The sequence below is a fragment of the Achromobacter sp. HZ34 genome (genome assembly GCF_002209485.1).
Lineage (GTDB): Bacteria > Pseudomonadota > Gammaproteobacteria > Burkholderiales > Burkholderiaceae_B > Bordetella_C.
Genome location: NZ_NJIX01000002.1, coordinates 852,716 through 872,127, shown reverse-complemented (window position 1 = coordinate 872,127; position 19,412 = coordinate 852,716). Strand labels below are relative to the sequence as shown.

At 66.3% G+C, this 19,412-nt stretch carries 16 protein-coding genes; 13 read left to right on the top strand and 3 right to left on the bottom strand.

What is annotated here, in order from left to right; genetic code table 11:
- The first annotated feature begins 146 nt into the window (after positions 1 to 146).
- The 13 genes from CEY05_RS10610 to ltaE all read left to right on the top strand — a co-directional run bounded on the left by CEY05_RS10610 (position 147) and on the right by ltaE (position 15,588).
- Complete coding sequence (locus CEY05_RS10610; protein WP_088598425.1) at positions 147 to 2,033, top strand: propionate--CoA ligase; 1,887 nt, start codon at positions 147 to 149, stop codon at positions 2,031 to 2,033.
- Complete coding sequence (locus CEY05_RS10605; RefSeq protein WP_088598424.1) at positions 2,030 to 2,434, top strand: heme-binding protein; 405 nt, start codon at positions 2,030 to 2,032, stop codon at positions 2,432 to 2,434. Before CEY05_RS10610 ends, CEY05_RS10605 begins: the two co-directional genes overlap by 4 nt.
- A gap of 176 nt (positions 2,435 to 2,610) precedes the next feature.
- A complete protein-coding gene (locus CEY05_RS10600; RefSeq protein ID WP_233161493.1) occupies positions 2,611 to 3,840 on the top strand; it encodes an MFS transporter in 1,230 nt (409 codons plus the stop codon).
- Positions 3,837 to 4,880: a 4-hydroxyproline epimerase gene (locus CEY05_RS10595; protein WP_088598422.1), complete on the top strand. Its 1,044-nt coding sequence runs from the start codon at positions 3,837 to 3,839 to the stop codon at positions 4,878 to 4,880. The genes CEY05_RS10600 and CEY05_RS10595 overlap by 4 nt, the downstream gene beginning before the upstream one ends.
- A gap of 126 nt (positions 4,881 to 5,006) precedes the next feature.
- Positions 5,007 to 5,663 carry a DsbA family oxidoreductase gene (locus CEY05_RS10590; protein ID WP_088598421.1) on the top strand — a complete coding sequence of 219 codons (657 nt, stop codon included), beginning with the start codon at positions 5,007 to 5,009 and terminating at the stop codon, positions 5,661 to 5,663.
- Positions 5,664 to 5,924: 261 nt separating this feature from the next.
- On the top strand, positions 5,925 to 6,962 hold the full coding sequence (locus CEY05_RS10585; RefSeq protein WP_088598420.1) for an aliphatic amidase: 1,038 nt from the start codon (positions 5,925 to 5,927) through the stop codon (positions 6,960 to 6,962).
- Positions 6,963 to 6,965: 3 nt separating this feature from the next.
- Complete coding sequence (locus CEY05_RS10580) at positions 6,966 to 7,808, top strand: CbbQ/NirQ/NorQ/GpvN family protein (protein ID WP_088598419.1); 843 nt, start codon at positions 6,966 to 6,968, stop codon at positions 7,806 to 7,808.
- A gap of 151 nt (positions 7,809 to 7,959) precedes the next feature.
- Positions 7,960 to 9,672, top strand: a complete 1,713-nt coding sequence (locus CEY05_RS10575; protein ID WP_158219313.1) for a nitric oxide reductase activation protein NorD — start codon at positions 7,960 to 7,962, stop codon at positions 9,670 to 9,672.
- Positions 9,673 to 9,717: 45 nt separating this feature from the next.
- Positions 9,718 to 10,872, top strand: coding sequence for a transporter substrate-binding domain-containing protein (locus CEY05_RS10570; protein ID WP_088598417.1), 1,155 nt, complete (start codon positions 9,718 to 9,720; stop codon positions 10,870 to 10,872).
- Complete coding sequence (locus tag CEY05_RS10565; RefSeq protein ID WP_088598416.1) at positions 10,873 to 11,496, top strand: ANTAR domain-containing response regulator; 624 nt, start codon at positions 10,873 to 10,875, stop codon at positions 11,494 to 11,496.
- Positions 11,497 to 11,626: 130 nt separating this feature from the next.
- Positions 11,627 to 13,606 (top strand): acetate--CoA ligase, encoded by a 1,980-nt coding sequence (acs, locus tag CEY05_RS10560; protein WP_088598415.1) that lies wholly within the window; start codon positions 11,627 to 11,629, stop codon positions 13,604 to 13,606.
- A gap of 90 nt (positions 13,607 to 13,696) precedes the next feature.
- Positions 13,697 to 14,446 (top strand): bifunctional NADP-dependent 3-hydroxy acid dehydrogenase/3-hydroxypropionate dehydrogenase YdfG, encoded by a 750-nt coding sequence (ydfG, locus tag CEY05_RS10555; protein WP_088598414.1) that lies wholly within the window; start codon positions 13,697 to 13,699, stop codon positions 14,444 to 14,446.
- Between the two features lie 128 nt (positions 14,447 to 14,574).
- A complete protein-coding gene (ltaE, locus tag CEY05_RS10550; protein ID WP_088598413.1) occupies positions 14,575 to 15,588 on the top strand; it encodes a low-specificity L-threonine aldolase in 1,014 nt (337 codons plus the stop codon).
- Positions 15,589 to 15,609: 21 nt separating this feature from the next.
- Here the strand turns inward: ltaE and CEY05_RS10545 are convergent, their stop codons facing one another.
- The 3 genes from CEY05_RS10545 to CEY05_RS10535 all read right to left on the bottom strand — a co-directional run bounded on the left by CEY05_RS10545 (position 15,610) and on the right by CEY05_RS10535 (position 19,346).
- Entirely contained in the window at positions 15,610 to 16,503 is an 894-nt protein-coding gene (locus tag CEY05_RS10545) for a GntR family transcriptional regulator (protein WP_088598412.1), read from the bottom strand.
- 209 nt (positions 16,504 to 16,712) lie between these two features.
- Positions 16,713 to 17,519: an NAD-dependent epimerase/dehydratase family protein gene (locus tag CEY05_RS10540; protein WP_233161492.1), complete on the bottom strand. Its 807-nt coding sequence runs from the start codon at positions 17,517 to 17,519 to the stop codon at positions 16,713 to 16,715.
- Positions 17,520 to 17,699: 180 nt separating this feature from the next.
- On the bottom strand, positions 17,700 to 19,346 hold the full coding sequence (locus CEY05_RS10535; RefSeq protein ID WP_198952735.1) for an electron transfer flavoprotein-ubiquinone oxidoreductase: 1,647 nt from the start codon (positions 19,344 to 19,346) through the stop codon (positions 17,700 to 17,702).
- Positions 19,347 to 19,412 lie beyond the last annotated feature (66 nt).

Sequence of the window (19,412 nt, the reverse complement as noted above, 5' to 3'; positions counted from 1 at the left end):
CCCTCCTGGGTATCCGAGGGATACCTCGCCGCCGATGAAGCCGCAGCGGGTGTCTTGAGAGAACTGTATTTGTTCTCTGACAAGACCACATAACTGGTAAGGATCGACAAGAATCTGAAACAGTTGAACCATAACAGGAGACACGCGTGCAAAAAATCCGGGATTTCCACTATGTTTCCGTCAATCAGCGGGAAGAGTTCTGGCGCCGGGAGGGCGCCCGGATTCACTGGGATATGCCGCCGCAACAGACTTTGGATGACAGCCGCCTGCCATTTGCGCGCTGGTTCGTCGGCGGCAAAACCAATCTTTGTTACAACGCCGTGGACCGCTGGGTCCCTCTTCAGGGGGATAGACAAGCGCTGATCTGGGTGTCGACCGAGGTCGACCAGGAGCGCATATATACGCAGGCGCAGCTGCATGAAGAGGTCAACGCGGTGGCCGCCATGTTGCGCGAGCAGGGGGTGGGGCAGGGGGACCGGGTGCTGGTCTACATGCCCATGGTGCCCGAGGCCGTATTCACCATGCTGGCTTGCGCCCGCCTGGGCGCCATCCATTCCGTGGTGTTCGGCGGCTTCGCCGCGCACAACCTGGCGCAACGCATCGACGATGCGCGGCCCAAGGTCATCGTGTCCGCCGACGCCGGTTCGCGCGGGGGCAAGGTCATGGCCTACAAGCCGCTGCTGGACCAGGCGCTGACCCTCTGCCAGTCGCGTCCCGCCGCCGTCATCGTCCTGGATCGTGGCCTGGCGCCGGCGCCGCTGGCAGACGGCGAATGGGACTATGCGCAACTGCGCACCCGCCATGAAGGCGCGCGCGTGCCCGTGACCTGGCTGGAGTCGTCCGAGCCCAGCTACATCCTCTACACCTCCGGCACCACCGGCAAGCCCAAGGGCGTGCAGCGCGACACGGGCGGCTACACCGTGGCGCTGGCCGCCTCGATGGAATACATCTTCGACGGCAAGCCGGGCGAGACCTTTTTCTGCACCAGCGACATCGGCTGGGTGGTGGGCCACTCCTATATCGTCTATGGCCCCTTGATCGGTGGCCAGGCCACCCTGCTTTACGAGGGCACGCCGTTGCGGCCGGACGCCGCCATCCTGTGGCGGCTGGTCGAGCGTTACAAGGTCAACACCCTGTTCTCGGCGCCGACCGCGGTGCGCGTGCTCAAGCGCCAGGATCCCGAACTGCTGCGGCGCCACGACCTGTCGTCCCTGCGCGCCATCTACCTGGCCGGCGAACCGCTGGACGAGCCGACCGCGCGCTGGATCGGCGAGGCCGTGGGCAAACCCATCATCGACAACTACTGGCAGACCGAAAGCGGCTGGCCCATCCTGTCGGCCCAGCCCGGCGTCGAACGCACGCCGCCGCGCCTGGGCAGTCCGTCCTTTCCCACCTATGGTTATGACGTCAGGGTGGTCGACGAAAATACCGGCCAGGACCTGGAGCCGGGCCGCAAGGGCGTGGTGGCCATCGTGCCACCGTTGCCGCCGGGCGCCATGAGCACGATCTGGGGCGATGACGAACGGTTCGTGCGTACGTATTTCGAATCCATCCCGGGCCGCCAGGTGTATTCGACTTTCGACTGGGGACTGGTGGATGACGACGGCTACTGGTTCATCCTGGGGCGCACCGACGACGTGATCAACGTGGCCGGCCACCGGCTGGGTACGCGGGAGATCGAAGAGTCCCTGAGCAGCCACGGCAGCGTGGCCGAATGCGCCGTGGTGGGCGTGGCGGATGCGCTGAAGGGACAGGTGGCGCAGGCTTTCGTGGTGTTGAAGGATCCCGGCCAGGCCGAAGGCGACGCTGCCATGCGCGCGCTGGAAGGCGATATGATGCGCGTGGTCGATCAGCAACTGGGCCCGGTGGCGCGGCCGGCGCGCATCCTGTTCGTCGCGGCCTTGCCCAAGACGCGTTCCGGCAAGGTCTTGCGGCGGGCTATCGTGGCGGTGTGCGAAGGACGCGATCCCGGCGACCTGGCAACGATCGAGGACCCCAACGCACTGGAACTGATCAAGGAATCGCTGAGATGAATAGCAAGCCTGTCCTTACCGCCGACGACGTCAAGAAGATCCTGGCGGCCGCTGAAGCGCATGCGCTGTCCAATAAGTGGGCGGTGTCGATCGCGGTGGCCGATGACGGCGGCCATCTGCTGGGAATGCTGCGCCTGGATGGCGCCGCGCCCATCTCGGCGCAGATCGCACCGGCCAAGGCGCAGACCGCCGCCGTGGGGCGGCGCGAATCCAAGGTCTACGAAGACTCCATCAACACCGGCCGCTACGCCTTTCTGTCGGCGCCCATGACGGGCATGCTGGAAGGCGGTGTGCCCATCGTCGCGCAAGGCGTGGTGGTGGGCGCGGTGGGCGTGTCCGGCGTGCAGGCGGCTGACGATGCCGCCACCGCCAAGGCAGGCATCGCGGCCCTGGGCCTGTAATGCCACTGCCGCCGCAAGCCGGCAACGCTGGCCAGGCTGGCCAGGCCGGTGATTCCGGTGATTCCGGTGATTCCGGTAATTCCGGTGCACCGGCCGCGGCGGGCGGCGCGGCCCCAGCCCTGGCGGCCACCAGCCTGAATCCCGGCGTGGCCCGGCGCGAGGTCTGGGCCTGGGCCATGTATGACTTCGCCAACTCGGGCTACACCACGGTCATCCTGACCACGGTGTTCAGCGCGTATTTCGTCGGCGTGGTCGGGCGCGGCGAACATTGGGCCACCCTGGCCTGGACCGGCGCGCTGTCGCTGTCCTATCTGGCCATCATGTTGACCATGCCGACGCTGGGCGCGCGCGCCGACGCCCGCGCGGCCAAGCGCCGGCTGCTGTTCGCCAGCACGGTGGGCTGCATCCTGGCGACGCTCAGCCTGGCGCGTGTCGGGGCGGGCGACGTCTGGCCGGCCTTGATCGGCATTGCCTTGTCCAATTACTTCTACTGCATCGGCGAGTCGGTGGTGGCGGCCTTCCTGCCCGAGCTCGCGCGGCCACATGCGCTGGGGCGGGTGTCCGGTTGGGGCTGGAGCTTCGGCTATTGCGGCGGCCTGCTCAGCCTGGGCCTGTCGCTGGTGGTGGTGACGCTGGCGCAAGGCCGCGGGCTGGGCGCGGAGCAGTTCGTGCCCTGGGTGGTCCTGGTGACTTGCGCCGTCTTCGCCTTGTCGGCCCTGCCGTCTTTCCTGTTCCTGCGTGAACGGGCCGTGCCGGCGCCCGAGGGAAGTGCGCGCCGCGCCACGCCCGCCATGCTGAGCCAACTGGCACATGCGTGGCGCGAGACGCGCACGCACTACGTCCAGTTCCGCCGCCTGCTGATGTGCGTGGCCTGCTACCAGGCCGGCGTGGCGGTGGTCATCACGCTGGCAGCGGTGTACGCGGAGCAGGCCATGGGCTTTCGCACCGAACAGACCATGCTGCTGGTCTTCGTGGTGAATATCGCCGCCGCGGCCGGGGCCTTCCTGTTCGGCTACATGCAGGACCGCATCGGCCACAAGCGGGCACTGACAATTACACTGTGCGGCTGGATCGTCATGGTGCTGGTGGCGTATTTCGCCGTGGCGGTGCCGGTGTTCTGGGTAGCGGCATTCCTGGCCGGGCTGTGCATGGGCACCAGCCAGAGCGCCGGCCGCGCCATGGTGGGATCGCTGGCGCCGGCGGGACGGCAGGCGGAATTCTTCGCCTTGTGGACGTTTTCGGTGCAGTTGGCCGCGGTGGTCGGCCCCTTGACCTATGGCCTGATCACCTGGCTGACGCAAGGGAATCATCGCCTGGCCATTCTCATCACAGGACTTTTCTTCGTGGGCGGCCTGGCGCTGTTGCGGCGGGTCGACCTGGCTCAGGGTATGCGGGAACGTCTATGAACTCTCACACTTTCTTCTGCGTCGACGGCCATACTTGCGGCAACCCGGTGCGCCTGGTTGCCGGCGGCGCGCCGGCGCTGGTCGGCGCGAACATGGTCGAGAAGCGCGCGCATTTTCTGCGTGACTACGACTGGATCCGCACCGGCCTGATGTTCGAGCCGCGCGGCCATGACATGATGTCCGGTGCCATCCTGTATCCGCCCACCCGGCCGGATTGCGACATCGCCTTCCTGTTCATCGAAACCTCGGGTTGCCTGCCGATGTGCGGCCACGGCACCATAGGCACGGTGACCATGGCGCTGGAACGCGGGCTGGTCACGCCGCGCGAACCGGGCCTGTTGCGCATCGATACGCCGGCCGGGGTGGTGCAGGCGCGCTATGTGATGGACGGTGCCTACGTGGATAGCGTGCGCATCACCAATGTGCCGTCCTTCCTGTACGCCAGCGGGCTGGAGGCGGAAGTCGAAGGCCTGGGCACCCTCGTGGCCGACGTCGCCTATGGCGGCAACTTCTACGCCATCGTGTCGCCGCAGCAGAATTTCCCCGGCCTGGAGCATGTGCAACCGTCGGACATCCTGCGCTGGAGCCCGCGCGTGCGCCAGGCCTTCGGCGCGAAATACGAGTTCGTGCATCCGGAAAACCCCGCCATCAATGGCTTGTCGCACGTGCAGTGGACCGGGGTGCCGCGGCATGCGGAGGCGCATGCGCGCAACGCGGTCTTCTATGGCGACAAGGCCATCGACCGTTCGCCCTGCGGCACCGGTACGTCGGCGCGCATGGCGCAGTGGGCGGCCCAGGGCAAGCTGGACGTCGGCGATGCGTTCGTGCATGAAAGCATCATCGGCACCTTGTTCCGCGGCCGCGTCGAGGCGCGCGCCAAGGTCGGCGACTTCGACGCCATCGTGCCATCCATCGAGGGCTGGGCGCGCATGACGGGCTACAACACCATTTTCATCGACGACCGTGATCCCTTGAAGCACGGCTTCATGGTGAAGGATGAATTGCGCGAGGATGCAGGGCGCCAGGATGGACGGCAATAGGCGCGCTGTGCAATGCGAATCGTATGGGACGATTCGCAGGAAGCGAACCGCATGACGCGAACCACATGAAGCGAACCACATGACGCGAATCGCGCCGATCGCGCATATCTGCAAAGGCTGAACAACATGACTCAATCGCTCCGCATCGACTACGTTTCCGATATTGCCTGCCCCTGGTGCGCGGTGGGACTGTGGTCGCTGCAACAGGCACTGGCCAACCTGGGAGACGCGGTGGATGCCCGCATCGTCTTCCATCCCTTCGAACTGAACCCGCAGATGGGGCCTGCAGGCGAGGCCATCGTCGATTACCTGGGCAAGAAGTATGGCCGCACGCCCGAACAGATCGCCGAATCGCAGGCCATGATCCGTGCACGCGGGGCCAGCGTGGGCTTTGCTTTCGGGCCGCGCACCTACGTCTACAACACCTTCGATGCCCATCGCCTGCTGCATTGGGCCGGCATCGAAGGCAAGCAGTGGCCGCTGAAGGCCGCGCTGCTGCAGGCTTACCATGGCGATGGCAAGGATCCCAGCAATCATGATGTGCTGGTGGACGTCGCGGCGTCGGTCGGACTGGACGCCGCCGCGGCGCGCCAGGTGCTGGCCGGCGGCCAGTACACCGACGAGGTGCGCGCGGAAGAGCGGGAGTACATCGACATGGGCATCCAGTCCGTGCCCAGCATCATCTTCAACGAGCAGTACCTGTTGAGCGGCGGCCAGCCGGTGGAGGCCTTTGAACAGGCGATCCGGCAGATCCTGGCGGAGACGGCGGCGGCCGAAAAATGACGGTGCGCGGGCATCTGGCGACGCCCCCTAGGGGTTAGCACCGATGTCCGGCGCGCGGAGACGGCTGCTAGAGTAGTCGCACTCAGTCGTTGCCACGGTCTTCGTGGCAGCTGTAGCCAAATTCTTTTCAGCGCCGGTCGCCAGTGTTGCCGACCCAGCGTTGGGCAAAAAAGCCCTCTTCCGGGAGTCATTCCCGGGAGAGGGCTTTTTTTCGTCTGTTTTTCGCGGCTTTTATCCACAAGACTTTTCAAGGGGTGCTTCATGAGACACGGAGATATATCCAGCAGCAAGGACTGCGTCGGCGTCGCGGTGGTCAACTATCACATGCCGCGCTTGCACACCAAGGCCGAAGTGCTGGAGAACGCGCGCAAGATCGCCGACATGGTGGTGGGCATGAAGCGGGGGTTGCCGGGCATGGACCTGGTGGTCTTTCCCGAGTACTCGACGCACGGCATCATGTACGACGCCAAGGAGATGTACGAGACCGCCGCCACCATACCGGGCGAGGAAACGGAAATCTTCGCCGCGGCCTGCCGCCAGGCCAAGGTCTGGGGCGTGTTCTCGCTGACGGGCGAGCGCCACGAGGAGCATCCCAACAAAGCGCCGTACAACACCCTGATCCTGATGAACGACCAGGGCGAAATCGTGCAAAAGTATCGCAAGATCATGCCCTGGGTGCCGGTGGAAGGCTGGTATCCGGGCGATTGCACCTATGTGTCCGAAGGCCCCAAGGGCATGAAGATCAGCCTCATCATCTGCGACGACGGCAACTATCCGGAGATCTGGCGCGACTGCGCCATGCAGGGCGCCGAGCTGATCGTGCGCTGCCAGGGCTATATGTATCCCGCCAAGGACCAGCAGGTGCTGGTAGCCAAGGCCATGGCGTGGATGAACAACGTCTATGTGGCGGTGGCCAATGCCGCGGGCTTCGACGGCGTGTATTCCTACTTCGGCCATTCGGCCATCGTCGGTTTCGACGGGCGTACCTTGGGCGAGTGCGGCGAGGAGAGCATGGGAATCCAGTACGCGGAACTGTCCACGTCGCTGATCCGTGACGCGCGGCGCAATATGCAGTCGCAGAATCATCTGTTCAAGCTGCTGCATCGGGGCTACACGGGCAAGATCAATTCCGGCGAGGATCCGCAGGGAGTGGCGGCCTGCCCCTATAACTTCTACACGCGCTGGATCAATGATCCCGAGGGCACGCGCAAGCAGGTGGAAGCCATTACGCGCGGCACGGTGGGAACGGAGGAATGCCCGATCGAAGGGATACCGAACGCGCCCGTGGGACACCGTTGAGCCATGGTGGCGATTCCTGCGATCCCCGGGACCCCTGCGACCCAGGACCCGCTGGCGGCGTGGCGTATCGCCGCCGAGCCGTATTACCGGCCGGTGGGCGATGAGGTCAGGCGCTACCAGGTGGCGCATGCGCGGCGGCTGCCGCTGCTGCTGAGCGGGCCGACCGGTTGCGGCAAGACACGCTTCGTCGAGCATATGGCGTGGCGGCTGGGCGTGCCGCTGATCACCGTGGCGTGCAACGAGGACATGACGGCGTCGGACCTGGTGGGGCGTCATCTGCTGGATGCGGACGGCACGGTGTGGCATGACGGGCCGCTGACGCTGGCGGTGCGGCATGGCGCGATCTGCTATCTGGACGAGGTGGTCGAGGCGCGCCAGGACACGACCGTGGTGATTCATCCCTTGACCGATGGCCGGCGCCTGCTGCCGCTGGACAAGAAGGGTGAGCAGTTGACCGCACATGCGGATTTCCAGCTGGTGGTGTCGTACAACCCGGGGTACCAGAGCGCGGCCAAGGATCTGAAGCCGTCGACGCGGCAACGGTTCGGGGCGATGGCGTTCGATTATCCCTCGCCCGCGGCGGAGGCGGAGGTGGTGGCGCATGAGGCCGGTATTGCTTTATCGCGCGCCGAGCAGTTGGTGGCGATTGCGGGCCGCACGCGCGCCTTGCGGGGGCATGGCCTGGAGGAGGGGGCGTCGACGCGCCTGTTGATCCACGCGGGGTGCCTGATGCGCGACGGCCTGGATCCGCGCGCCAGTTGCGAGATGACGCTGATGGGATCGTTGACGGACGATCCGGACGTCCTGCAGGTGCTGAGTGATTGCATCGATGCCACGTTTGGATGATGGAGGTGGCGGGGGCATGAGGCGTTTGGTGGCAAGCCTGGATGGTGATGACGCGACGGCAAGAGGGTGTGCGCGGCTGGAGCTCGCGTTGCGCGCGTTCGGGCGCGCAGATGTCCGGGTCGCGGTTCTGGCAACAGCCAATGCCGCAACCGTGCCGGCCGCAACCCTCGTGCTGGCGTCGTCGGGGTTGCTGGTGCCGGAAGACGTGCTGCTCGATTCGACGCTGCATCGGGCGGTGGTGGCGCATGCGTTGGCGCATTTGCGCTACACGCCGCCGGCGCTGCCTGCCGCAGGCATGAAGGCGATGACGTTGGCGGTGCTGTCATTGCTGGAGGACGCCAGGGTGGAACGCCTGCTGGGCACGGCGTTGCCCGGTTTCGCGCGCTGCCTGGAAGCGGCTTTATTCGTGGACGAGGCCGAGCCGGGGCTGGATTTTTCGTCGCTGGCCTTGCGGCTGGCGCGGGCCATCGCGCGGCCCGGCCACGCGGATGGCAACTATTGGGTGGAAAAGGGCCGGGAGGGTTTCGAACGCGTCTGGCAAGCGGGCGGGCGGCGGCGCGAGGATTACACGGCACTGGGCCAGATGCTCGCCAACGACCTTGGGCAGATGCGTGTACGCATGGACCCGGACCAATACCACCGGCCGCGCCATCGCGACGACGACAGCTGCCTGTGGGACCACCCGGCCATGGCACAAGCCGCCACCGTGGCGCTGCAGTCACAGGACGCCGTCCAGCCTGCGCAAGCCGCGCCTTCGGAACATGATCCCGATGATCAGTCGACGCCTGGCGAGCGTGTACCCCGCCCCTCACCGGTGCCCGCCGCGCGCGAAAGCGCCGAGGTCCGCGATACGGGCGATACCACAGCGCCCGAAACGGAAGCCGGTGAACAATTCCACTATCCAGAGTGGCATCACCGCGCGGGGCTGCTGCGTGAGAATTGGTGCCGCCTGGAGGATATCGCTCCAGCATCGTTGCCAACGTCGCCCGCAACATCGGCATCAGCATCGTTATCAGCGTCATCAGCGGCACAGCCAGCCTCGTCATCACCGGCATCGCCGCGCGGCCGTCGGCGCCGGCTGTTGCGCTTGCCCCAGGGGCAGAACCTGGACCGGGCGCATCGGCTCAGGCGCCAGTGGGAAGGCGAGACCCTGGACATCAATGCAGTGATAGACGCCGCGGTGGCGCGGCGCGGGGCGATCATGCCGGATCCGCGCGTGTTCATCACGCCGGGCCGGCGGGCGCGGCATATCAGCGTGCTGGTCCTGCTGGACTTGTCCGAGTCCGCCAACGATCGCGGTCAGGACGGCCACCGCCTGCTGGACCGGGAACGCGAGGCCGCTTCGATGCTCGCCGCCGCCGCCGACGCGGCGGGCCATCGCGTGGCGGTGCACGGATTTCAATCCAACACCCGCCATGCCGTGCGCTATGTCCGCCTGCTCGAATTCGGCCAGCCGCTGGACGCGCTTGCCTGCGCACGCATCGACGGGCAGGAGGCCGCGTGGTCGACCCGCCTGGGGACGGCCTTGCGACACGCCACGGGCCGCCTGCGCATGGAGTCCGCTGCTCGTCGCGCCGCGGGCCGTCCGCGGATGGAAACCGCTACCCGCCGTGCCATTCTCGTCGTCACCGACGGCGCCCCCTCGGACATCGACGTGCACGATCCGCGCCATCTGGTGGAGGACACCCGAGTGGCCATTGCCGAAGCGCGTGGCCTGGGCATCCGCTGCCACTGCCTGGCGGTGGACGGCCAGGCCGTCGACGACGTCCGCCGCATGTTCGGCGCGCGCGGCTACGACATCGTCGCCGATCCCGCCGCCTTGCCCACGCGGCTGGCGCGTGCGTTCGGACGATTGCTACTATGAGTGCGAAACCATGACCAACAAGCTTCCAAGCATGGAGAGCCAGGCGTGAGCCAGTTCGATCCCGTCAAAGTGGGTGTGCTGTTTTCAACCAGCGGCGTGACCGGCGCTATCGGTGCTTCGCAACGCCTCGGCACCGAGCTGGCCATCGCCGAAATCAACGAGGCTGGCGGCATAGACGGCCGCGAGCTGGTGGCCGTCTGCCATGACCCGCGCTCCAATCCGGCCCGTTACGCGCAACTGGCCGAGCAACTGGTGGCCCAGGACGGCGTCAACGTCATCTTCGGCTGCTATATGTCCAGCAGCCGCATCGCCGTCATCCCCGTGGTCGAGCGCTGGAACCGCCTGCTGTTCTACCCCACGCTGTACGAAGGCTTCGAGTACTCCCGCAACGTCATCTACACCGGCGCCGCGCCCAACCAGAACAGCATGCAGCTGGCCGACTACATGACCACGCACCACGGTCCCCGCGTGTACCTGGTCGGCTCCGACTACATCTACCCCTACGAATCCAATCGCATCATGGCCGACCTGGTGCTGCAGCGTCCAGGCGGCGCCCGGGTGGGCGAGCGCTACGTGCGCCTGGGCGCCACGGAAGCGGACTTTCGCGTGGTCATCGACGAAATCCGCGCCACCCAACCGGACTTCATCTTCTCCACGGTCGTCGGCGACGCCACCGCGGCGTTCTACCGCGCCTACGCCGAGGCCGGGTTCGATCCCGCCCGCATGCCCATCGCCAGCCTGACCACGTCCGAGGCGGAAGCGCGCCAGATGGGCGCGGACGTCGCGCGCGGCCACTATACGGCAGCGCCGTACTTCCAGTCGCTGGACACGCCGGCCAACCAGCGCGCCCTGGCCAGCCTGCGGCGCCACCACGGCGCCGACGTCACCGCCAACCTCTGCTGGGAAGCCGCTTATTTCCAGGTCCACATGTACGCCGACGCCTTGCGCCGCGCCGGCAGCGACCAGATCGACGCGCTATTGCCGGCCCTGCTGGGCAGCAGCTTCGAGGCGCCGCAAGGCACGGTACGCATCGACCCAGGCAATCACCACACGTGGCTGCATCCCCGCATCGGCCGCCAGCGGGGCGATGGCGAATTCACCGTCGTGCGCGCCTCGGCGGCCGCGGTGGCGCCCGATCCCTATCTGGTCAATCACATCCTGGGCGACTGGACGGTCAGGATGACCGAGCTGGAGCCCTGAATGGAAAGCCCAGGGCGCCGCGCCAGTCCCGCCATGCCTGCTTACTTGCGCGACCTGCGCAGCCTGCGCGTGGCCGTATTCCATCCCGACGACGCCGACGGCCAGAGCCTGGTGCAGCAACTGGACCGCATCGGCTGCCGCACCCAGGTCCATTGGCCGCCGCCGCCCCAGCCGGCCGAGGGCACGGACGTGGTATTCCTGGCGGTGCGCCCGGACCTGGTGCATCAGGATTATCCCTGGGCCCAGGGTGAGCAGGCCCCCACGGTGATCGCCGTGGTGAACTATGAAAACCCGACCATCGTCGAGGCCGTGCTACGCCTGGGCGCGCGCGCCGTGCTGCCGGCGCCGGTGCGGTCCTTCGGGCTGTTGTCCATCCTGGTGCTGGCGCGCCAGATCAATGGGGAGACGCGCCATCTGCAGCGCACCCTGCGCAAACTGGAAACCCGCCTGGAAGGCCAGCGCCAGATTGCCAAGGCGGCTGCTATCCTTATGCGCAGCAAAGGCATTTCCGAAACCCAGGCTTACGAATTGATCCGCAAGCAGGCCATGGCCAGGCGGGTTTCGACGGTGGACATCGCCACTTCGCTGATCCATGCCAGCGAAATGCTCGATTTCAACCGTTGACCCCTGGCGCCGCACGTCCGGTTCCGAATCGGTGACGGACCGCCAAGCCGGCTAGAATCGGACGTGCCCGACGTATACCAATCGATCTGCAAACAAAAACAGCAGCTTCAAATCTCTGAAGGAGACCGTCATGCCCAATGCCATCGAATCCGTGCTGGTCGAAACCCGCGTGTTTCCGCCGTCACCCGCCGCCTCGAAAGGCGCCGCCATCGACAGCATGGATGCCTATAAAAAGCTGTGCCTGGAAGCCGAACAGGACTTCGACGGTTTCTGGCGCCGCCAGGCGAACGAGAACCTGGTCTGGAGCAAGCCCTTCACCCAGGTACTGGACGACAGCAAGGCGCCGTTCTTCCGCTGGTTCGGCGACGGCGAGCTGAATGTCTCGGAAAACTGCCTGGACAAGCACCTGCAGAACGGCAATGCCGACAAGACCGCCATCATCTTCGAGGCGGACGACGGCAAGGTCGACAAGATCAGCTATCGCGAACTGCTGGGCCGCGTCTGCCAGCTGGCCAACGGCCTGAAGAAGCTGGGCTACAAGAAGGGCGATCGCGCCATCATCTACATGCCCATGTCGATCGAGGCCGTGGCGGCGATGCAGGCCTGCGTGCGCCTGGGTGTGACCCATTCGGTGGTGTTCGGCGGCTTCTCCTCCAAGAGCCTGCAGGAACGCATTGCCGACGTCGGCGCCACGCTGGTCATCACCGCCGATGAACAGGTGCGCGGCGGCAAGACCATCCCGCTGAAGCCGGCCGTGGACGAGGCCTTCGCCATGGGCGGCTGCGACGCCGTGCGCCAGGTCATCGTCTACCGCCGCACCGGCGGCAAGACCGCCTGGGTGGAAGGCCGTGACCTGTGGCTGCATGACGTGGTGGCGGACCAGTCCGAACAGTGCGACCCGGTGCCGGTGGAAGCCGAGCATCCCTTGTTCATCCTCTATACGTCCGGTTCCACCGGCAAGCCCAAGGGCGTGCAGCATGCCTCGGCCGGCTACCTGCTGTGGTCGCTGCTGACGGTCAAGTGGACTTTCGATGCGCGCAAGGACGACGTGTACTGGTGCACGGCCGACGTGGGCTGGATCACCGGCCACTCCTATATCGCCTATGGTCCGCTGGCGGCCGGCCTGACGCAGGTAGTGTTCGAAGGCGTGCCCACCTATCCCAACGCGGGCCGCTTCTGGGACATGATCGCGCGGCACAAGGTGACGACGTTCTACACGGCGCCCACGGCCATCCGTTCGCTGATCAAGGCTTCGGCCGCGGCGCCCGATACGGATCCGGAACGCTATGACCTGAGCAGCTTGCGCATCCTGGGCTCGGTGGGCGAGCCCATCAATCCGGAAGCCTGGATGTGGTACCACAAGAAGGTGGGCGGCGAACGCTGCCCCATCGTCGACACGTGGTGGCAGACGGAGACCGGTGGCCACATGATCACCCCGCTGCCGGGCGCCACGCCCACCAAGCCGGGCTCCTGCACGCTGCCCCTGCCGGGCATCGCCGCGGCCATCGTCGACGAGACGGGCGGGGACGTGGACCAGGGTAATGGCGGTTTCCTGGTGATCAAGAAGCCCTGGCCGGCGATGATCCGCAATATCTGGGGCGACCCGGAGCGCTTCAAGAAAAGCTATTTCCCCGCTGAATTGCGTGGCTATTACCTGGCGGGCGATGGCGCGCAGCGCGACGCCGACGGCTACTTCTGGATCATGGGCCGTATCGACGACGTGCTGAACGTCTCGGGCCACCGCCTGGGCACCATGGAAGTGGAGTCGGCCCTGGTGGCGCATCCGCTGGTGGCCGAAGCGGCCGTGGTGGGACGTCCGGACGACACCACCGGTGAAGCGGTGGTGGCCTTCGTGGTGCTCAAGGGCGCGCGGCCGGAAGGCGACGAGGCCGTCGCGGTGGCCAAGCAGTTGCGCGACTGGGTGGCCAAGGAAATCGGCCCCATCGCCAAGCCCAAGGACATCCGCTTTGGCGAGAACCTGCCGAAGACGCGTTCGGGCAAGATCATGCGGCGTCTGCTGCGGGTGGTCGCCAAGGGCGAGGAAGTGACGCAGGACGTGTCGACGCTGGAAAATCCGCAGATCCTGGAGCAGTTGTCGAAGTCGGTTTGATCGTTGCAAGGGGGCACCGCAAGGCGGCGCCCCCTTTTTTGTGTTGCGCCGCCGGTGTTCCCGGCGGCCTTTTTACGGATGGATTTTCCCATGATCGTATTCGTCACCGGCGCGACGGCGGGCTTTGGCGCCGCTATCGCTGAACGTTTCATTCGCGACGGCCACAAGGTCATCGCCACCGGCCGCCGCCAGGAAAAATTGCAGGCCTTGCGCGACCAGTTGGGCGAACGCCTGCTGCCGCTGCAACTGGACGTGCGCGATGCCGCCGCCGTGGCGGCCCTGGCCGACTCCCTGCCAGCGGATTTCGCCGAGGTCGACGTGCTGGTGAACAACGCCGGCCTGGCCCTGGGCCTGGAGCCGGCCCAGCGTGCCGACCTGGACGACTGGATCGGCATGATAGACACCAACGTTACCGGCCTGGCGCGCGTCACGCATGCGTTGTTGCCCGGCATGGTGCAACGTAATCGCGGCCACGTCATCAATATCGGTTCCGTGGCCGGCAACTATCCCTACTCGGGCGGCAATGTGTACGGCGCCAGCAAGGCGTTCGTGCGGCAGTTCAGTATGAACCTGCGCGCGGACCTGACCGGCACCGCCTTGCGCGTGACCAATATCGAGCCGGGGCTGGTGGGTGGCACCGAGTTCAGCGATGTGCGTTTCAAGGGCGACACGGCCAAGGCGGCCAGCCGCTATGAAGGCGTGACGGCGCTGAATGCCGGCGACATCGCCGAAGCCGTGGCCTGGGTCAGCAACCTGCCGGCGCACGTCAACATCAACAGCCTGGAAGTGATGCCGGTGGCGCAGTCGTTCTCGGCGCTGTCGATCACGAAGGATCGTTGAAGCGGGCGGTGGCGTGCGGGGAGGGGGTGCAGCATGCACCTGATACTCTATGGCCCGTTCCGGGTAGCCCCCGCAGCGCGGGCAATGCCGGCGACACATAGCAATAGAACCGTAGCAAGGGAACCAGCATGATCGATTTACGCAGCGATACCGTCACCCGGCCCAGCGCCGCCATGCGCGCGGCCATGGCCGCCGCCGAGGTGGGCGATGACGTCATGGGCGACGACCCCACCGTGCAGCGCCTGCAGGCGCAGACGGCCGAGCGCGCCGGCAAGGAAGCCGGCCTGTTCTTCCCCACCGGCACCCAGAGCAATCTGGCCGGCATCATGGCCCATTGCGGCCGGGGCGACGAGTACCTGGTGGGCCAGCTGGCCCATACCTACAAATACGAGGGCGGCGGCGCCGCGGTGCTGGGCAGCATCCAGCCCCAACCCATCGAGCATGCGGAAGACGGGTCGCTGCCCATTGCCAAGCTGGCGGCCGCGATCAAGCCCCTGGGCGATCCGCATTACGCGCGCACGCGCCTGCTGGCGCTGGAAAATACCTTCCACGGCCGGGTGATTCCGCAGGACTACATCGTCGAAGCCGCGGCCTTCGCGCGCAAGCACGAGCTGGGCGTCCACCTGGATGGCGCGCGGGTCTGCAATGCCGCCGTGGCCAGCGGCAAAGCCATCGCCGAGCTGTGCGCGCCGTTCGATTCCGTGTCGATCTGCTTTTCCAAGGGCCTGGGTGCGCCGGTGGGTTCGGTACTGGTTGGCAGCAAGGCGCTGATCGACGGCGCGCGCCGCTGGCGCAAGGTGCTGGGGGGCGGCATGCGCCAGTCCGGCGTCCTGGCGGCGGGCGCCTTATATGCCCTGGAAAACAATGTCGAGCGCCTGGCCCAGGACCACGCCAATGCGGAGCGCCTGGCGCAAGGCCTGGCGGCGATCGACGGTGTGACGGTAAACGGCCAGGCCACCAATATGGTGTTCGTCACGGTGCCGCCGGAGCACTGCGATCCGCTGGGGGCCTATGCGAAGGAACAAGGCTTGATGATCAAGCCCGTGTACGGCGCGGCCATGCGCCTGGTCACCCACCTGGACGTGTCGCAAGCGGACATCGATCGCACCGTCGCGATCTTCAAGTCCTACTTCGCCAGGTAAAGGAAGCCGGCGGCCGGGCGGCTACGCGCCGGTCGCGCGGAAATCCAGGCGCAGGTGCTGGCGCATCAGCGCCGACGCGAATTCCAGCTCCTTGTCCGACACCGCCTCGATGATCTGCAGGTGTTCCTGGATCGAGGCGGCGTAGCGGGGCAGCTGGAACAGCGTGGCGCGGCTGGCCAGGCGGCGCAGCTGGTTCTGCTGCTGCACGGTCTGCAGGACGAAGCGGTTGCCGGAAAAGCGCGCCAGCATTTCATGGAATTCCGCATTGAGCGAGAAGAACTCCCGCGCCATGGTGTCTACGTTCGTTTCCTCGGCCAGCGTCAGATGGCTGGCCTGCATACGCAGCAGCGTCGTGGTGTCGGCGCGGAAATCCGGCTCCAGCAGCCCGGCGCATTCCACCGCGGAACGGAAGCGGAAGCTTTCGGCGCGTGCCTGCGCATCTTCCAGTGAGTTGGGAAAACGCCAGCCATGGCCCTTGCGCTTTTCGATCAGCGCTTCGGCGCTCAGGCGCACCAGGGTCTTGGCGAGCACGCTGCGCGTCACGGCATAGCGCAACAGCAGGTCGCGGTCGGTGAAGGTGTCCGGCAGCAGGCGGCCGGCGCGGTCTTCGATCAGGACACGATAGAGTTCGTCGCTGGTCAGCCCCTGCGATTGCCATTCGGGCGTTTGCGCGTCGTCGGCCAGCTCCCGGACGAAGTAGCCGCTGTTCTGCTTGTAGGCGATCATGTCCTGCATGGCGAGCAGCTTGAGCGCGGCACGCACCGGCGTGCGCGAGACCTGGTATTGCCGCGCCAGCAGTTCTTCCGACAAGTGGGTTCCCGTCACATGCGCGCCAGCGAGTATTTCGCGGGCGATGCGGCGCGCCAGATCTACTTGTAAGGCGGTTGGGCGAAACGCTTGGACATGGTCTAGCATAGCGGCTCCCGTCTACGTGGAACGGCACGTGGGTCCATTGTTGGGCTCACCGTGTGACGGCAGCATACGCCATTTGTGTCTAAGTAGCGACAAAGTTAAGGTAACAGACAGGTTGGTGTCATGCCCCTGCAAAGTCGCCTGGCAACAGGCCGGGTAGGCCTGTGTCGATCCGGCACATTCATTGGACCCGTCACGCGGACCCGCGCACTTTACAGCGATTCGATCAGCCGCGCATAGCCCTGGCGGGCATCCGGCCAGGCCAGCTGCAGCCCGCTGGCGCGCAAACGGGTATTGCGCATCCGTTTGCTGCCTACGCCGCCGGGCGCCGGGCCGTCGGCCGGCAGGGGGGCACCCAGCAGGCGGGCCAGGTGATCGTAAAGCACATCCAATGTCAGTGGTGTGTCATCGGCGCCCAGGTAGACGGGCAGGGCGCCCGCCAAGTGGACCAAATGGGCGATCGCCGCCGCGGCATCGTCGGCGTGCATGCGGTTGGCCCAGTGGGGGACCGTGCGCGGGACGCGGGCCTGGCCCTGGCGCAGGCGTTCCAGCAACTGCACGCGACCCGGGCCGTAAAGACCGGCCAGGCGCAGGGCCGTGACGGGCAGGCGCTGGCCGGCCAGCCATTGCTCGGCTTGCAGCAGGATTTCGCCGTTTTTACCTTGGGGGGCGGGTGGGGTGTCTTCGTCTATCCAGTCGCCGGCGTGGTCACCGTAGACCGCGGAGGAGGACACGAACACCAGCCGGCGCAAGGCACTGGTGTCGAGGGCGGCCAGCAGGTTGCGCGGTCCGTCGATGAAGACGTCCCGGTAAGCCTGGGGATCACGCGAGTCCGGTGCCAGGACATAGACCACGCGGGTGATGCCGCGCGGCAGGACGGTCAGAGTATCGGGCCGGCTGACGTCGCCCGCCAGCCATTGCAGCGGGCCCGTGCTCTTGCCGGACGGCGGATGACGGCGTAATACCCAGACCGCGGGCGGATTCATGGCGGGCGGCCGTGGGGTCGCCGCTGGTGGCATTTGCGTTGCAGGTAATGCCTGCCCTGGCGGCATGGCGTCCGCCCCCAGCAGCCGCGCCGCCACGCGCATTCCAAGATCGCCGCCCCCGACCAGCAGCACACGTTCGGCGGCAGAAGCCGGGGCTGAGGTCCGGTCAGCGACCCGGTCAGAGGCAACGTTCATGGCAAGGCCCGGTCCAGCCTACATGCCGCTGTAGACAGGCCCTTCGCCGCCTTGCGGCGCCACCCACACGATGTTCTGCGTGGGATCCTTGATGTCGCAGGTCTTGCAGTGCACGCAGTTCTGCGCGTTGATCTGCAGGCGATCGGCGCCGTGGTCGTCCTTGACGAATTCGTACACCCCCGCCGGACAGTAGCGCGCCTCCGGGCCGCCGTACTTGGCCAGATTGACGGCCACCGGCACGCTGGGATCCTTGAGCGTCAGGTGGACGGGTTCGTTCTCGTCGTGGTTCGTGTTCGAGATGAACACCGAACTCAGGCGGTCGAAGGTGATCTTGCTGTCCGGCTTGGGATAGTCGATGCGCGCGCATTCCGAGGCCGGCTGCAGACAGGCGTAATCGGGCTTGGTGCGATGGATGGTCCAGGGCATCTTGCCCTTGAGCAGCCACTGTTCGATGCCGGTCATCAGGGTGGCAACGGTACGCCCCTTCTTGAACCACTGCTTGAAATTGCGCGCCTTGTTCAGTTCCGCGTGCAGCCAGGAGGACTGGAAAGCCGTGGGGTAGGTGGCCAGTTCATCCTGGCGGCGATCGGCCACCAGGGCGTCGAAGGCGGCTTCGGCGGCCATCGAACCAGTCTTGATGGCGGCGTGGCTGCCCTTGATGCGCGAGGCATTGAGGAAGCCCGCTTCGCAGCCCACCAGGGCACCGCCCGGGAACACCAGCTTGGGCAGGGCCAGCAGGCCGCCGGCCGTGATGGCGCGTGCGCCATAAGCGATGCGCTTGCCGCCCTCGAACGTGGGGCGGATGGCCGGATGCGTCTTGTAGCGCTGGAATTCCTCGAAGGGCGAGAGCCAGGGATTGGCGTAGTCCAGGCCCACCACCATGCCCACCGCTACCAGGTTGTTGTCCAGGTGATAGAGGAAGGAACCACCGTAGGTGTCGGCGTCCAGCGGCCAGCCGGCGGTGTGCACCACCAGGCCGGGGCGCGCCTGCGCCGGGTCGACTTCCCACAATTCCTTCAGGCCGATGCCGTAGGCCTGCGGGTCGACGTTCTGGTCCAGCTTGTAGCGGGCGATCAGCTCGCGGCCCAGCTGGCCGCGCGAGCCCTCGGCGAAGATGGTGTAGCGGCCCAGCAATTCCATGCCGGGTTGATACTGGTCGGTATGGCTGCCATCGCGCGCCACGCCCATGTCGCCGGTGACGACGCCGCGCACGGCGCCCTGTTCGTCATACAGCACGCCGGCGGCGGCGAAGCCGGGGAAGATGTCCACGCCCAGCGCTTCGGCCTGTTCACCCAGCCAGCGCACCACGTCGCCCAGGCGGACGATGTAGTTGCCCTTGTTGTGGAAGCATTCCGGCAGCATCCAATCGGGCGTCTGGCGCGCGCCGTTGGCGCTGAGGAAAAGGAATTTGTCCTCCGTGACGGCCACTTTCAGCGGCGCACCCTTTTCTTTCCAGTCGGGGATCAGCTCGGTCAGCGCGCCCGGATCCATGACCGCGCCGGACAGGATGTGCGCGCCCAGCTCGGCGCCTTTCTCCAGGACACAGACGCTGACCTCGTGGTTCTTCTCGGCCGCCAACTGCTTCAGGCGAATTGCCGCGGCCAGGCCGCCAGGCCCGCCACCCACCACGACAACGTCGTATTCCATACTTTCGCGTTCTGACATGCGCTCTTGCCCCTCTCTGTCCCTGGCAACAAATGCCGCCTCGTGGCGACGTTGGCTGGAAGTATG

Coding starts and splice junctions, on each gene's coding strand:
- CEY05_RS10605 (WP_088598424.1), top strand. CDS start 2,030: ATGAATAGCAAGCCTGTCCTTACCGCCGACGACGTCAAGAAGATCCTG.
- CEY05_RS10600 (WP_233161493.1), top strand. CDS start 2,611: ATGTATGACTTCGCCAACTCGGGCTACACCACGGTCATCCTGACCACG.
- CEY05_RS10595 (WP_088598422.1), top strand. CDS start 3,837: ATGAACTCTCACACTTTCTTCTGCGTCGACGGCCATACTTGCGGCAAC.
- CEY05_RS10590 (WP_088598421.1), top strand. CDS start 5,007: ATGACTCAATCGCTCCGCATCGACTACGTTTCCGATATTGCCTGCCCC.
- CEY05_RS10585 (WP_088598420.1), top strand. CDS start 5,925: ATGAGACACGGAGATATATCCAGCAGCAAGGACTGCGTCGGCGTCGCG.
- CEY05_RS10580 (WP_088598419.1), top strand. CDS start 6,966: ATGGTGGCGATTCCTGCGATCCCCGGGACCCCTGCGACCCAGGACCCG.
- CEY05_RS10565 (WP_088598416.1), top strand. CDS start 10,873: ATGGAAAGCCCAGGGCGCCGCGCCAGTCCCGCCATGCCTGCTTACTTG.
- acs (WP_088598415.1), top strand. CDS start 11,627: ATGCCCAATGCCATCGAATCCGTGCTGGTCGAAACCCGCGTGTTTCCG.
- ydfG (WP_088598414.1), top strand. CDS start 13,697: ATGATCGTATTCGTCACCGGCGCGACGGCGGGCTTTGGCGCCGCTATC.
- ltaE (WP_088598413.1), top strand. CDS start 14,575: ATGATCGATTTACGCAGCGATACCGTCACCCGGCCCAGCGCCGCCATG.
- CEY05_RS10545 (WP_088598412.1), bottom strand. CDS start 16,503: ATGCTAGACCATGTCCAAGCGTTTCGCCCAACCGCCTTACAAGTAGAT.
- CEY05_RS10540 (WP_233161492.1), bottom strand. CDS start 17,519: ATGCCACCAGCGGCGACCCCACGGCCGCCCGCCATGAATCCGCCCGCG.
- CEY05_RS10535 (WP_198952735.1), bottom strand. CDS start 19,346: ATGTCAGAACGCGAAAGTATGGAATACGACGTTGTCGTGGTGGGTGGC.